The sequence below is a fragment of the Citrobacter sp. Ce006 genome (genome assembly GCF_030336535.1).
Taxonomy (GTDB): Bacteria; Pseudomonadota; Gammaproteobacteria; order Enterobacterales; family Enterobacteriaceae; genus Citrobacter; species Citrobacter europaeus.
The window spans coordinates 19208-33288 of the sequence record NZ_JAOWDO010000073.1 but is presented as its reverse complement, the minus strand read 5'-3'; the positions used below and the strand labels follow the sequence as shown (position 1 = coordinate 33288).

Sequence of the window (14081 nt, the reverse complement as noted above, 5' to 3'; positions counted from 1 at the left end):
TTTGGAGCGGGAAACGAGACTCGAACTCGCGACCCCGACCTTGGCAAGGTCGTGCTCTACCAACTGAGCTATTCCCGCATAATCTTCGTCTTTCGAACCGCTACTGCGTTGGCTGCCTTCATTCGCCTGAGTCACTTACTTCAGTAAGCTCCTGAGTCTCATTCAGTTGCCGCCTTGTCGCAATTCGAAATCCTGCGATTGGTGGTCTGTGCTTAACAAGCACTTTCAAATTTTGGAGCGGGAAACGAGACTCGAACTCGCGACCCCGACCTTGGCAAGGTCGTGCTCTACCAACTGAGCTATTCCCGCAAATCTGTACTGCTTTTGTTGCTGCCGTAACGCGTAATTCTCTGTCGTTACGGGAGGCGCATTATACGAGAAATCCGTTTAGCTGCAACCCCCCTAAAAGCGATTTTCTTGTTTTTTCGTTTAAGTGCTGAATTTATCGGCAAGTCGTTTAATTTAGCGACAATCCTGACTTAGTGCAAGCTCGCAGGAACGATTTTCGTAGGCCGGGTAAGGCGCACCGCCACCCGGCAATCCACAAAATCAAAGCTTAATAAAATGTTCGCGATAGTAAGCAAGCTCAGCAACAGATTCACGAATGTCGTCCATCGCCTGATGCGTTCCCTGCTTGGTGAAGCCAGCCAGGATCTCCGGCTTCCAACGACGCGCCAGTTCTTTGAGCGTACTAACGTCAAGATAGCGATAATGGAAATACGCCTCCAGCTCCGGCATGTATTTAAACAGGAAACGACGATCCTGACCGATGCTGTTGCCACAGATGGGTGATTTCCCTTCCGGAACCCACTCTTTCAAAAAAGCCAGCGTGGCCAGTTCAGCTTCACGATCGCCCATGGTGCTCGCCTTCACGCGATCCACCAGCCCGCTACCGGTATGCGTACGTACGTTCCAGTCATCCATTAATGCCAACTGTTCGTCTGACTGGTGCACCGCAATTGTCGGTCCTTCAGCCAGAATATTCAGGTTGGCATCGGTCACCAGCGTGGCGATCTCAATAATGCGATCGCGCTCGGGATCCAGACCTGTCATTTCCAGATCGATCCAAATCAGGTTGTTTTCATTGGCACTCATGCTATTTTCCACCCTTCAGCGTCACATTCAGTGTGACTACATTGATCTAAAATTGTGTGTATCATAAATGTTTTGCCCATCATGGGCGACCAGGAGCCAGTCCGATTGAGTAAGAATAAACTCTCCAAAGGCCAACAGCGCCGTGTGAACGCCAATCACCAGCGTCGTCTGAAAACGTCCGCGGAGAAGCCAGACTACGACGACAACCTGTTTGGCGAAACCGCTGAAGGCATCGTTATCAGCCGTTTTGGCATGCATGCCGACGTAGAATCTGCTGACGGTGAGATTCACCGCTGCAACATCCGCAGAACAATTCGCTCGCTGGTTACCGGCGATCGCGTCGTCTGGCGCCCGGGTAAAGCGGCAGCAGAAGGCGTGAATGTCAAAGGCATCGTTGAGGCAGTACACGAACGTACCTCGGTTCTGACACGCCCCGACTTTTACGACGGGGTAAAACCCATCGCCGCCAACATCAACCAGATCGTTATTGTCTCAGCCATCTTACCCGAGCTGTCACTCAATATTATCGACCGGTATCTGGTAGCCTGCGAAACGCTACACGTCGAACCGATTATCGTACTGAATAAAATCGATCTGCTGGATGACGAAGGCATGGCTTTCGTTAACGAACAGATGGATATCTATCGCAACATTGGCTATCGCGTGTTGATGGTATCAAGCCGCACTAAAGACGGCCTGAAGCCGCTTGAAGAAGCATTAACCGATCGTATCAGCATTTTTGCCGGTCAGTCGGGCGTGGGTAAATCGAGCCTGCTCAATAATCTTCTCGGCCTGCAGGAAGAGATCCTGACCAACGATGTCTCCGACAACTCCGGCCTTGGACAGCACACCACCACGGCCTCTCGCCTGTATCACTTCCCGCACGGCGGCGACGTTATCGACTCCCCTGGCGTACGTGAGTTCGGGCTGTGGCATCTGGAACCGGAACAAATCACGCATGGCTTTGTCGAATTCCATGACTACCTGGGCCATTGCAAATACCGCGACTGCAAGCATGATACCGATCCAGGCTGCGCTATCCGTGAGGCGGTAGAAAAAGGGACCATTGCCGAAACCCGGTTTGAAAATTATCACCGCATCCTGGAAAGCATGGCGCAGGTAAAAACGCGTAAAAACTTTTCTGATACAGACAACTGACAACTAAGCTAAGCATCGCTAGAATCGTCCCCTTTTTTTCAGGATCCGGCCCGCATGCCGGATCGGGAACAAATTATGGCCTGGAGGCTACCTTGTTAAACTCATTTAAGCTTTCGCTACAATATATTCTGCCGAAACTATGGCTCACTCGCCTGGCGGGTTGGGGTGCGAGCAAACGAGCGGGATGGCTGACTAAACTGGTTATCGATCTGTTCGTGAAATACTATAAGGTCGATATGAAAGAGGCGCAAAAGCCGGACACCGCCAGCTATCGCACCTTTAACGACTTCTTTGTTCGCCCGCTGCGCGACGACGTTCGCCCGATTAACACCGATCCAAACGTACTGGTCATGCCCGCTGACGGCGTGATTAACCAGTTAGGCAACATCGAAGAAGACAAGCTTCTGCAGGCTAAAGGGCACAGCTATACCCTTGAAGCCCTGCTGGCTGGCAACTACCAGATGGCGGACAAATTCCGCAACGGTACGTTTGTGACCACTTACTTGTCTCCACGCGATTACCACCGTGTACATATGCCGTGTAACGGTATCCTGCGTGAAATGATGTACGTGCCAGGCGATCTCTTCTCTGTAAACATCCTGACTGCGCAAAACGTTCCGAACCTGTTTGCACGCAACGAACGCGTAATCTGCCTGTTTGATACCGAATTTGGCCCGATGGTGCAGATTCTGGTCGGTGCGACCATCGTCGGCAGTATTGAAACCGCATGGGCTGGCACCATTACCCCACCGCGTGAAGGCGTCATCAAACGCTGGACCTGGCCGGAAGGCGAAAGCGAAGGGTCGGTGGCACTGTTGAAAGGTCAGGAAATGGGCCGCTTTAAGCTCGGTTCAACCGTCATCAACCTGTTCGCACCTGGCAAAGTTAACCTTGTTGAGCAGTTGCAGGACCTTTCAGTAACGAAAATCGGTCAGCCAATGGCCATCTCAACCGAGACTTTCGTGACGCCAGAGGCAGAACCGGCCCCGCTGGCGCAAGAAGAGATCGAAGCAGAACACGACGCCAGCCCGCTGGTTGACAACAAAAAAGACGAAACTTAAACATAGGAATCGCTGCTGTGCGCCTGATTATCACGTTTCTGATGGCCTGGTGCCTCAGCCTGGGGGCGTACGCTGCGACGGCCCCCGATGCCAAACAACTCACCCAGGAACTGGAGCAGGCAAAGGCGGCAAAACCCGCTCAGCCAGAAACCGTCGAGGCGCTCCAGTCCGCGCTGAATGCCCTTGAGGAGCGTAAAGGCTCTCTTGAGCGTGCCCAGCAATATCAGCAGGTTATTGATAACTTCCCCAAGCTGTCCGCAACATTACGCGCGCAGCTTAGCAACCTGCGCGATGAACCGCGCAATGTGCCAACCGGACTCACTACCGATGCGTTAAACCAGGAGATCCTGCAGGTCAGCAGCCAACTGTTGGAAAAAAGTCGTCAGGCCCAACAGGAGCAGGACCGCGCCCGGGAAATCGCCGACTCATTAAGCCAACTTCCTCAACAGCAAACCGATGCCCGCCGCCAGCTAAATGAGCTTGAGCGACGCATTGGTACCGCCAACGGTAACTCCGCGCAAAATCAGGCGATGCAGGCTGAATCCGCCAAACTCAAAGCCCAGGTCGATGAGCTGGAGCTGGCGCAGCTTTCCGCCAATAACCGCCAGGAACTGGCGCGTATGCGTTCCGAACTGGCAGAAAAACAGAGTCAACAACTCGACGCTTACCTGCAGGCATTACGCAACCAACTTAACAGTCAGCGTCAGCGTGAAGCAGAGCGAGCGCTGGAAAGCACCGAACTGCTGGCGGAAAACAGCGCGGGACTGCCGGAAGGTATTGTCGATCAGTTCAAGGTTAACCGCGAGCTGTCTCAGGCCTTGAACCAGCAGGCGCAACGTATGGACCTGGTCGCCTCTCAGCAGCGTCAGGCTGCCAGCCAAACGCTGCAGGTCCGCCAGGCCTTGAATACGCTGCGAGAGCAGTCTCAGTGGCTTGGGGTCTCAAATATGCTGGGTGAAGCGCTACGAGCGCAGGTATCCCGTTTACCGGAAATGCCTAAGCCTCAGCAGTTGGATACCGAAATGGCGCAGCTTCGCGTACACCGCATGCGCTATGAGGACCTCCTCAACAAACAGCCGCAACTGCGTCAGATTCATCAGGCCGATGGACAACCGCTGACCGCTGAACAGAGCAGCATTCTCAACGCCCAGCTACGCACCCAGCGTGAACTGCTGAACTCTTTGTTACAGGGCGGCGATACGTTGATCCTTGAGCTGACCAAGCTCAAAGTCTCCAACAGCCAACTGGAAGATGCGCTAAAAGAGGTCAATGAAGCAACGCACCGCTATCTGTTCTGGACGTCAGACGTTAGCCCTATCTCGCTCTCCTGGCCTGTCGACATCGTTCAGGATCTACGGCGTCTGATCTCATTAGATACGTTTAATCAGTTAGGTAAAGCCAGCATCATGATGCTGACCAGCAAGGAAACGCTGCTACCTCTATTCGGTGCGCTGGTGCTGGTTGGATTTAGCCTCTACTCTCGCAAACACTTTACCCGTTTTCTGGAGCGCTCATCAGCGCGGGTCGGGAAAGTCACCCAGGACCATTTCTGGCTGACAATACGCACAGTGTTCTGGTCGATACTCGTCGCCTCGCCGTTGCCGGTACTGTGGGCAACGCTCGGTTACGGACTGCAGGAAGCCTGGCCTTATCCGTTGGCTGTTGCTATCGGCGATGGCGTAACCGCTACAGTGCCCATGCTGTGGGCGGTAATGATTTGCGCCACCTTTGCGCGCCCCAACGGTTTGTTCATTGCCCATTTCGGCTGGCCGCGGAACCGCGTCGCGAAAGCCATGCACTACTACCTGATGAGCATCGGGCTGATTGTCCCGTTGATCATGGCGGTGATTATGTTTGATAACCTCAATGACCGGGAATTCTCCGCCTCATTGGGACGTCTGTGCTTTATTCTGATTTGCGGTGCGTTAGCGGTCGTGACCCTGAGCCTGAAACGCGCCGGGATACCGCTATACCTCGATAAAGAGGGCAACAGCGATAACATGGTCAATAGCATGCTGTGGAATATGCTGATGGGCGCGCCGCTGATTGCTATTCTCGCCGCAGCAGTGGGTTATCTCGCTACGTCACAAGCTTTGCTGGCGCGTCTGGAAACGTCCGTGGCGATTTGGTTCTTATTACTGGTGGTGTATCACGTCATTCGCCGCTGGATGCTCATTCAGCGCCGCCGCCTGGCGTTTGACCGCGCTAAGCATCGACGCGCCGAAATGCTGGCGCAGCGCGCGCGGGGTGAGGAAGAACCACCGCATTCCACCAGCCTTGAAGGCGCGATTGATGTTGATGAAAGCGAAGTGGATTTGGATGCGATCAGCGCGCAATCGTTGCGCCTGGTGCGCTCTATCCTGATGCTTATCGCCCTGCTCTCGGTCATTGTGCTGTGGTCAGAAATTCATTCCGCTTTCGGCTTTCTGGAAAACATTTCGTTGTGGGATGTCACCTCCACGGTGCAGGGTGTGGAAAGCCTGGAGCCGATAACGCTGGGTGCGGTGCTCATCGCAATACTGGTATTTATTATCACCACCCAGCTAGTGCGCAACCTGCCCGCATTGCTGGAGCTGGCGCTTCTGCAACATCTGGATTTAACCCCCGGCACCGGTTACGCCATCACCACCATCACAAAGTATCTGCTGATGCTGATTGGCGGTCTGGTTGGCTTCTCGATGATCGGTATTGAATGGTCCAAACTGCAATGGCTGGTGGCGGCTCTCGGTGTTGGTCTGGGCTTTGGTTTGCAGGAGATCTTCGCCAACTTTATTTCCGGCCTGATTATCCTGTTTGAAAAACCAATCCGCATTGGCGACACGGTGACGATTCGCGATCTTACCGGTAGCGTGACGAAAATTAATACCCGCGCCACTACCATCAGCGACTGGGACCGCAAAGAGATCATCGTGCCCAATAAGGCCTTTATCACCGAGCAGTTCATCAACTGGTCGCTGTCCGATTCGGTCACCCGTGTGGTATTAACCATCCCGGCGCCGTCGGAGGCTAACAGCGAGGAGGTTACGCAGATCTTGCTGACTGCCGCACACCGTTGCTCGCTGGTTATCGATAATCCGGCGCCAGAAGTCTTCCTGGTTGACCTGCAGCAAGGGATTCAAATCTTCGAACTGCGTATTTATGCCGCTGAAATGGGGCATCGCATGCCGCTGCGCCACGAGATCCACCAACTGATTCTGGCTGGCTTCCGCGAGCACGGTATTGATATGCCGTTCCCACCGTTCCAGATGCGTCTGGAGAGCCTTGGCGGTAAGCAAACAGGGAGAACATTAAGTTCTGCGGGCAGAGGCAGTCGCCCGGCGGGAAGTTTGTAGCGCATGATCCTGGCAAGAAATGCCAGATGGCGACCCGTTGGGTCTTATCCGGCCTACGAAGATGCCTCTTTGTCGGCCGGATTAGGCAGGTCGTTTATTCCACCGCCCACTCAGGATTGTTGGCCGTGCGGCGGCTATAGTTCTGATAAATCGCCATCGCCAGCAGCGAGAAGAAGATCGGGCCGCCGGTCATCCACAATGCGCTGTTCCAGTCCCCAGCTTCAATCACCGGCTGGATGATGGTGAACACGTTGGCAAACGTCACCACCAGTACGACCACGCCGGTTGCCAGTAACGTCGCTGCCCGGGTTTTAAAGACCACAAACGGTCTTTCCAAACCCACACGGGCTTTAAAGAACGGAAACGCCAGCGCGAGGAACAGATACGGCAGCGTCATCGAGACGTTCGCCATCAGGGTCAGTTTGTTATAGAACGCTGAAGCCGTATCGCCGCCAAACGAAACCAGCAGAATAAACAGGCTCACCAGCAGGCACTGCAACCACATTGCCGTCGTCGGCATCCCCACCGCATTCAGTTTGGTCATCGGCGCGGGCCACAGCGCCTTTGGCGTTCCCTGAATAATCGCTTTCAACGGCGAGTAGCTGAGCGTGAAAAAAGCGCCGGTATAGGCGAGGAACATAGAAAGCCCGGTGATACGCGCGAACCACACGCCCATCGCCATCGCAGTTTCAGGGGAAAGATGCAGCGCGTTACCTAACGTCATCCCGAGGCTTTTCATCAGGATATAGGTAATATTCCCGAGGTTAACCGAGCTATTGCTTAATACCTGCTGCCAGTTGGTGCTAACGCCCCATAAAAATATAGCCAGTGAATAACCGACAGAAATGACAATAGCGGCAAAGACAATTCCTTTCGCAAAGTTCTTTTCTGGCTTTTCAGTTTTATCAACTAATCCACCCACGGCTTCTATTCCGCCGTAAGCAAAAATGGCAAACACAACAAATGACAACATTGCCAGCCCGGACTGATATCCTGGGTTAGGCGAAGAGATAAAATTAATATCCTGTGCAAAGTGGCCACCAGTTAATAACAAAATGGCGACACTAACTAACAACAGAACTAAATTAAGACACATTACGGCAATTCCGCCTACAGCCGTAATGCGAGCAATCTTATTAATTCCCCGAGATGCCACGCAGGTCACCAGAATCATCCAGCCGACGGCAAGCAGCCCCACGACCTGCGTAGGCTCAAGCCCCGCGATACGCCAGTGTTGCGTCATGTCTGCGCCAAATAAGAAGGTTGAAAAAGGTACCCAGACTTTCGCCGCGGTACTTACCATCCATATCACATAGGAAGAAAACCACATAAACGTGCCGATAAATGCATAGCGTGGCCCAACGCTATTATTCATCCACGAATAGATTCCGCCCTCTTCTTTGCGATAAGCCGATCCCATTTCCGCCATCATTAAAGCAAATGGGATAAAGAATAATAATGCAGAAAATATATACCACGGAATCGCGCTATACCCCATTAAATAGAACGCGGAGGGGCTATTAGCAAAACCGAAAACAGACGTAAATATCATGAGGATGAGACCAATCAGGCTCATCTTTTTTATTGTTTGGGTCATCAAACCATCCCTTACTCTGGCAAGCGTTTAACAAACGCCGCTCACCGATTGGCACTGATCTCTTTGCAGAGTTCAGCGATAGAAAAATCAACACAGAATTGATACCTGAACGATACCAAATATCCAGGAGTAAATTGTGGCTATTAGAGGGGAAATGAAAAAATATGCTACAAAGTGGCTATTTTGCCGCCACTTTGTATTACAGAAGCGTAAGTTATGCGCGATCGACGGTGAATGCGATAACCTCGGCCAGGCTCTCTGCGCCCAGCGCCAGCATCACCAGACGGTCAACGCCCAGCGCCACGCCAGAGCAATCCGGCATGCCCACTTTTAACGCTTCAAGCAGATTGGTATCAATAGGTTGCTGCGGCAAGCCACGAGCGGCACGTTTGCGGTTATCCTGTTCAAACCGTTGCTGCTGTTCGCGCGCGTCGGTCAGTTCATGGAAACCATTCGCCAGCTCAATACCTTTGTAGTAAACCTCGAAACGTTCAGCCACGCGATGATCTTCGGTGCTGATTTGTGCCAGTGATGCCTGGCTGGCCGGGAAATGATACACAAACGTCGGTTTGTCTTTACCAATATGCGGCTCAACGCCCATCGTAAACAGCAGCTGCAGCAAGGTGTCCCGGTCTTCTTCGGTATCTGCGATATTGCTGAGATCCAGCTTCGCCGCCACTTCCCGCAGTTGGGTTTTATCCGCAGACAGCGGGTCTATCTCCAGATGACGCTGGAAGGCTTGCTGGTAAGAGAGGCTTTCCGCAGGTGAACAGTCCAGCACCTGCTGGAGCAAATCGTCCACCTCATTCATCAGCCGATACATATCGTAGTGCGGGCGATACCACTCAAGCATGGTGAATTCAGGGTTATGATGGCGCCCCATCTCTTCATTACGGAAGCTGCGGCACAGTTGATACACCGGGCCGCACCCTGCCACCAGCAAGCGCTTCATATGGTATTCCGGGCTGGTCATTAAATAGAGATTCATTCCCTGGGAATGTCCAGGGCCGACGAAACGCGTTTCGAACGGGAACAGATGAATGTCCGTTACCGTTGCCTGACTCATACAAGGGGTCTCAACCTCAAGCACGCCACGATCGGCAAAAAAGCGGCGAATCTCCGCTATAATTGCAGCACGTTTTAACAGATTGGGGATGGACGCGCTCGGCTGCCAGGTTGCCGTTTCGCTCATGTTTGTTTCTCCGATTTAAGACAAGGGCACGAAGTCTACTCGTATCGCGTTAACGAGACAAATTTCGCGCAGCAGTAATCAGCGCTGGCAATAGGATAAAAAAAGCGACGGGGGGTGGTTTAGTAATTAAATTAATCAAATTCAATGATAATTCCCCCCTTAGATACGCTAAAAAAATCGAACACGTCAAATTTCCCGCACATCCCTAAGACTATACTATTGTACCTATAAAGGAGCAGTGGAAACGCGTTCATAACCTGTTTGAAGCCGATGAAGCATCTGATTTCAGGCAGGAATGAAATAACAACAATCTGGAGGAATGTCGTGCAAACCTTTCAAGCCGATCTTGCCATTATAGGCGCCGGTGGCGCGGGATTACGTGCTGCAATTGCTGCCGCACAAGCAAATCCCAACGCTAAAATCGCACTGATCTCAAAAGTGTACCCAATGCGCAGCCATACCGTTGCTGCCGAAGGCGGCTCTGCTGCTGTCGCGCAGGATCATGACAGCTTTGACTACCATTTTCACGATACGGTAGCAGGCGGAGACTGGCTGTGTGAGCAGGATGTCGTGGATTACTTTGTCCACCACTGCCCAACTGAAATGACGCAACTGGAACAATGGGGCTGCCCATGGAGCCGTCGTGAAGACGGTAGCGTCAACGTACGTCGCTTCGGCGGTATGAAAATCGAGCGCACCTGGTTTGCCGCGGATAAAACCGGCTTCCATATGTTGCATACGCTGTTCCAGACATCTTTGCAGTTCCCGCAGATTCAGCGTTTTGACGAACACTTCGTTCTGGATATCCTGGTTGACGATGGTCATGCTCGCGGCCTGGTTGCCATGAACATGATGGAAGGCACGCTGATGCAAATCCGTGCTAACGCAGTCGTGATGGCAACGGGCGGCGCAGGTCGTGTTTACCGTTACAACACCAACGGCGGCATCGTAACCGGCGACGGTATGGGCATGGCGCTGAGCCACGGCGTTCCGCTGCGTGATATGGAATTCGTTCAGTATCACCCGACGGGTCTGCCAGGCTCCGGTATCCTGATGACGGAAGGCTGCCGTGGTGAAGGCGGTATCCTGGTCAACAAAAACGGCTACCGTTATCTGCAAGACTACGGCATGGGTCCGGAAACTCCGCTGGGCGAGCCGAAAAACAAATACATGGAACTCGGTCCGCGCGACAAAGTATCTCAGGCTTTCTGGCACGAATGGCGCAAAGGCAACACCATTTCCACTCCGCGTGGCGATGTGGTTTACCTCGACCTGCGTCATCTCGGCGAGAAAAAACTGCTCGAACGTTTACCGTTCATCTGCGAACTGGCGAAAGCCTACGTGGGTGTCGATCCGGTTAAAGAACCGATCCCGGTACGTCCGACCGCGCACTACACCATGGGCGGTATCGAAACCGATCAGCACTGTGAAACCCGCATTAAAGGTCTGTTCGCTGTCGGCGAATGTTCCTCTGTTGGTCTGCATGGCGCTAACCGTCTGGGTTCTAACTCCCTAGCAGAACTGGTGGTCTTCGGTCGTATGGCCGGTGAACAGGCTGCAGAACGCGCTGCAACGGCTGGCGCAGCAAACAGCGCCGCGCTCGATGCGCAGGTTGCTGGCGTTGAAAAACGTCTGAAAGATCTGGTTAACCAGGAAGGTAACGAAAACTGGTCTAAGATCCGTGACGAAATGGGCCTGTCCATGGAAGAAGGTTGCGGTATCTACCGTACGCCGGAACTCATGCAGAAAACCGTTGATAAGCTGGCGGAACTGCAGGAACGCTTCAAGCGCGTACGTATCACTGATACCTCCAGCGTCTTCAACACCGACCTGCTGTACACCATCGAACTGGGTCACGGTCTGAACGTTGCAGAATGTATGGCTCACTCTGCTCTGGCGCGTAAAGAATCCCGCGGCGCGCACCAGCGTCTGGATGAAGGCTGCACAGAGCGTGACGATGTGAACTTCCTCAAACACACCCTCGCCTTCCGCGATGCTGACGGCACGACTCGTCTGGAATACAGCGACGTGAAAATCACCACTCTGCCACCGGCTAAACGTGTTTACGGTGGCGAAGCGGAAGCAGCCGATAAGAAGGAGAAGGCGAATGGCTGAGATGAAAAACCTGAAAGTTGAGGTGGTGCGCTATAACCCGGAAACCGATACCGCGCCGCACAGTGCTTTCTACGAAGTTCCTTATGATGAAACCACGTCGCTGCTGGATGCGCTGGGCTACATCAAGGATAACCTGGCACCGGATCTGAGCTACCGCTGGTCCTGCCGTATGGCAATCTGTGGCTCCTGCGGCATGATGGTCAACAATGTACCGAAACTGGCGTGCAAAACCTTCCTGCGTGATTACACAAACGGCATGAAGGTTGAAGCGCTGGGCAACTTCCCGATTGAGCGCGATCTGATCGTCGACATGACGCACTTTATCGAAAGCCTGGAAGCGATCAAACCGTACATCATCGGTAACCCGCGTACACCGGATCAGGGTCCAAACACCCAAACTCCGGCGCAGATGGCGAAGTATCATCAGTTCTCCGGTTGCATCAACTGTGGTCTGTGCTACGCCGCGTGCCCGCAGTTCGGCCTGAACCCAGAGTTCATTGGACCGGCTGCGATTACGCTGGCGCATCGCTACAACGAAGATAGCCGCGACCACGGTAAGAAGGAGCGTATGGCTCAGTTGAACAGCCCGAACGGCGTCTGGACCTGTACTTTCGTGGGCTACTGCTCCGAAGTCTGCCCGAAACACGTCGATCCGGCTGCGGCCATTCAGCAGGGTAAAGTTGAAAGTTCAAAAGACTTTCTTATCGCTACCCTGAAACCACGCTAAGGAGTGCACGATGACGACTAAACGCAAAGCCTATGTGCGGCCAATGACGTCCACCTGGTGGAAAAAGCTGCCATTTTATCGTTTTTACATGCTGCGTGAAGGCACGGCAGTTCCGGCAGTCTGGTTCAGCATTGAACTGATTATCGGCCTGTTTGCACTCAAGCATGGTGCAGAGTCCTGGATGGGCTTTGTCGCCTTTTTGCAAAACCCGGTGGTGGTAATCCTTAATATTATCGCCCTGGCTGCAGCGCTGCTGCATACCAAAACCTGGTTTGAGCTGGCGCCAAAAGCGGCCAACATCATCGTAAAAGACGAAAAAATGGGGCCAGAGCCGATCATCAAAGGTCTCTGGGCAGTCACTGTGGTTGCGACAGTAGTAATACTGTTTGTTGCCCTGTTCTGGTAAGGAGTCCGGAATGATTAATCCAAATCCAAAACGCTCTGACGAACCCGTATTCTGGGGCCTGTTTGGTGCAGGCGGTATGTGGAGCGCTATCATTGCGCCGGTGATGATCCTGCTGGTAGGCATTATGCTGCCGCTGGGCTTTGTTCCTGATGCTTTCAGCTATGAACGCGTACTGGCATTCGCACAGAGCTTCATCGGACGTGCGTTTCTGTTCCTGATGATCGTTCTGCCGCTGTGGTGCGGTTTACACCGTATGCACCACGCGATGCATGACCTGAAAATCCACGTGCCTGCTGGCAAATGGGTATTCTACGGACTGGCAGCTATCCTGACCGTTGTAACGGCTATTGGTATTCTGACCATCTAATCGCATGCGTAATTATCAGGCCCGCCATTGGCGGGCCTTTTTATTGGTGCAGCACCCCGGTCAACCAACGAGAAAATTCACGCATCGCGAGTGTCTCCGGACGAGATTGCAAACGCGTCATCCAGTAGCTCCCCAGATCAATCTGCGTTAAAAACGGCTGAACGATACGTTCACTGCCAAGCAAGTGCCTGAACATTCTGACCGGTGCAATTGCCACACCGATCCCCGCCTGCGCGGCTTCCAGCATGGTGACGGACGAGTCAAACACCACCACGTTGTGCGTCGGTGACGGAGGCGCTTCTCCGGCGGCCTGCATCCAAAGCGTCCATTCATCACGTCGATACGATCGCAATAACGGAAATTTCAGGATATCCGCTTGCGCTTTAATCTGCGAGGCCAACGTTGGCGAACACAGCGGAGACATCGGCGCGCTACACAAATATTGCGCGTCGGTATCGTGCCAGGCTCCCCCTCCGTAGCGAATGGTATAATCCAGCCCTTCGGCGGCGGGATCCACACGATTATTGTGGGTGGAAATATGTAAATCAATATGCGGGCAGTTGCGCTTAAAATCGCTCAGCAGCGGGAAAAGACAGCCGACCGCAAAAGTCCCCACTACGCCAATTTTAAGTTTTTCCTGAGTCTGTTTTGTGGCAAAACGATCCAGCATCCCGGCCATACGATCGAAAGAGTCATTAAGTACAGGTAACAGACTCTCTCCTTCAGTCGTCAGCATTAATCCTCGAGAGCCACGCACAAAAAGCTGACAATTCAGCTGTTGCTCCAGCGCTTTTACATGCTGGCTGATGGCAGAATGCGTCACATTGAGCTCAATCGCAGCGCGGGTAAAACTAAGATGTCTGGCCGCTGCTTCAAAAGCCCGCAGCGAGTTTAGGGGGATATAGCTACGCGTCATTATCTGGCCTGTTAGAAAAACTTATACCTGCTGCTAAATTTAACCGTTTGTCAACACGATGCAAATCAAACACACTGATTGCGTCTGACGGGCCCGGACACCCTTACGCTTTTAA

11 protein-coding genes and 2 tRNA genes are annotated in these 14081 nt (G+C 53.1%); 7 read left to right on the top strand and 6 right to left on the bottom strand.

What is annotated here, in order from left to right:
- Nucleotides 1-2 precede the first annotated feature (2 nt).
- From OGV94_RS18850 to orn, 3 genes are all read right to left on the bottom strand, one after another.
- Nucleotides 3-78, bottom strand: a tRNA-Gly gene (locus OGV94_RS18850).
- Nucleotides 79-233: 155 nt separating this feature from the next.
- Nucleotides 234-309 (bottom strand) — tRNA-Gly (locus tag OGV94_RS18845).
- Between the two features lie 240 nt (nucleotides 310-549).
- A complete protein-coding gene (orn, locus tag OGV94_RS18840; protein WP_016151407.1) occupies nucleotides 550-1095 on the bottom strand; it encodes an oligoribonuclease in 546 nt (181 codons plus the stop codon).
- Nucleotides 1096-1200: 105 nt separating this feature from the next.
- Between orn and rsgA the strand changes: the two genes are divergently transcribed.
- From rsgA to mscM, 3 genes are all read left to right on the top strand, one after another.
- Nucleotides 1201-2253 (top strand): small ribosomal subunit biogenesis GTPase RsgA, encoded by a 1053-nt coding sequence (rsgA, locus tag OGV94_RS18835; RefSeq protein ID WP_170928034.1) that lies wholly within the window; start codon nucleotides 1201-1203, stop codon nucleotides 2251-2253.
- A 92-nt stretch (nucleotides 2254-2345) separates the two neighbouring features.
- Complete coding sequence (gene asd, locus OGV94_RS18830; protein WP_043018164.1) at nucleotides 2346-3314, top strand: archaetidylserine decarboxylase; 969 nt, start codon at nucleotides 2346-2348, stop codon at nucleotides 3312-3314.
- A 17-nt stretch (nucleotides 3315-3331) separates the two neighbouring features.
- Complete coding sequence (gene mscM / locus OGV94_RS18825) at nucleotides 3332-6646, top strand: miniconductance mechanosensitive channel MscM (RefSeq protein ID WP_047406746.1); 3315 nt, start codon at nucleotides 3332-3334, stop codon at nucleotides 6644-6646.
- A gap of 94 nt (nucleotides 6647-6740) precedes the next feature.
- Here the strand turns inward: mscM and yjeM are convergent, their stop codons facing one another.
- Both yjeM and epmA read right to left on the bottom strand, forming a co-directional pair.
- Nucleotides 6741-8243, bottom strand: a complete 1503-nt coding sequence (gene yjeM / locus OGV94_RS18820) for a glutamate/gamma-aminobutyrate family transporter YjeM (protein ID WP_087052280.1) — start codon at nucleotides 8241-8243, stop codon at nucleotides 6741-6743.
- A gap of 214 nt (nucleotides 8244-8457) precedes the next feature.
- Nucleotides 8458-9435 carry an elongation factor P--(R)-beta-lysine ligase gene (gene epmA / locus OGV94_RS18815; protein ID WP_003830517.1) on the bottom strand — a complete coding sequence of 326 codons (978 nt, stop codon included), beginning with the start codon at nucleotides 9433-9435 and terminating at the stop codon, nucleotides 8458-8460.
- 324 nt (nucleotides 9436-9759) lie between these two features.
- Between epmA and frdA the strand changes: the two genes are divergently transcribed.
- The 4 genes from frdA to frdD are packed head-to-tail and all read left to right on the top strand — an operon-like array spanning nucleotide 9760 to nucleotide 13050.
- Nucleotides 9760-11550, top strand: coding sequence for a fumarate reductase (quinol) flavoprotein subunit (frdA, locus tag OGV94_RS18810; protein WP_047406754.1), 1791 nt, complete (start codon nucleotides 9760-9762; stop codon nucleotides 11548-11550).
- Nucleotides 11543-12277, top strand: a complete 735-nt coding sequence (frdB, locus tag OGV94_RS18805; RefSeq protein WP_008785993.1) for a fumarate reductase iron-sulfur protein — start codon at nucleotides 11543-11545, stop codon at nucleotides 12275-12277. Before frdA ends, frdB begins: the two co-directional genes overlap by 8 nt.
- Before the next feature lie 10 nt (nucleotides 12278-12287).
- On the top strand, nucleotides 12288-12683 hold the full coding sequence (gene frdC / locus OGV94_RS18800) for a fumarate reductase subunit FrdC (RefSeq protein ID WP_003025537.1): 396 nt from the start codon (nucleotides 12288-12290) through the stop codon (nucleotides 12681-12683).
- A gap of 10 nt (nucleotides 12684-12693) precedes the next feature.
- Complete coding sequence (frdD, locus tag OGV94_RS18795; protein ID WP_003025535.1) at nucleotides 12694-13050, top strand: fumarate reductase subunit FrdD; 357 nt, start codon at nucleotides 12694-12696, stop codon at nucleotides 13048-13050.
- Between the two features lie 40 nt (nucleotides 13051-13090).
- On the opposite strand, the gene ampR is transcribed toward frdD, so the two are convergent.
- A complete protein-coding gene (ampR, locus tag OGV94_RS18790) occupies nucleotides 13091-13966 on the bottom strand; it encodes a LysR family transcriptional regulator AmpR (RefSeq protein WP_221922932.1) in 876 nt (291 codons plus the stop codon).
- Between the last annotated feature and the right edge of the window lie 115 nt (nucleotides 13967-14081).

Excerpts from the sequence above, each read along its gene's own strand:
- frdC (WP_003025537.1), top strand. The coding sequence starts at position 12,288 with ATGACGACTAAACGCAAAGCCTATGTGCGGCCAATGACGTCCACCTGG.
- orn (WP_016151407.1), bottom strand. The coding sequence starts at position 1,095 with ATGAGTGCCAATGAAAACAACCTGATTTGGATCGATCTGGAAATGACA.
- frdB (WP_008785993.1), top strand. The coding sequence starts at position 11,543 with ATGGCTGAGATGAAAAACCTGAAAGTTGAGGTGGTGCGCTATAACCCG.
- epmA (WP_003830517.1), bottom strand. The coding sequence starts at position 9,435 with ATGAGCGAAACGGCAACCTGGCAGCCGAGCGCGTCCATCCCCAATCTG.
- frdD (WP_003025535.1), top strand. The coding sequence starts at position 12,694 with ATGATTAATCCAAATCCAAAACGCTCTGACGAACCCGTATTCTGGGGC.
- yjeM (WP_087052280.1), bottom strand. The coding sequence starts at position 8,243 with ATGACCCAAACAATAAAAAAGATGAGCCTGATTGGTCTCATCCTCATG.
- ampR (WP_221922932.1), bottom strand. The coding sequence starts at position 13,966 with ATGACGCGTAGCTATATCCCCCTAAACTCGCTGCGGGCTTTTGAAGCA.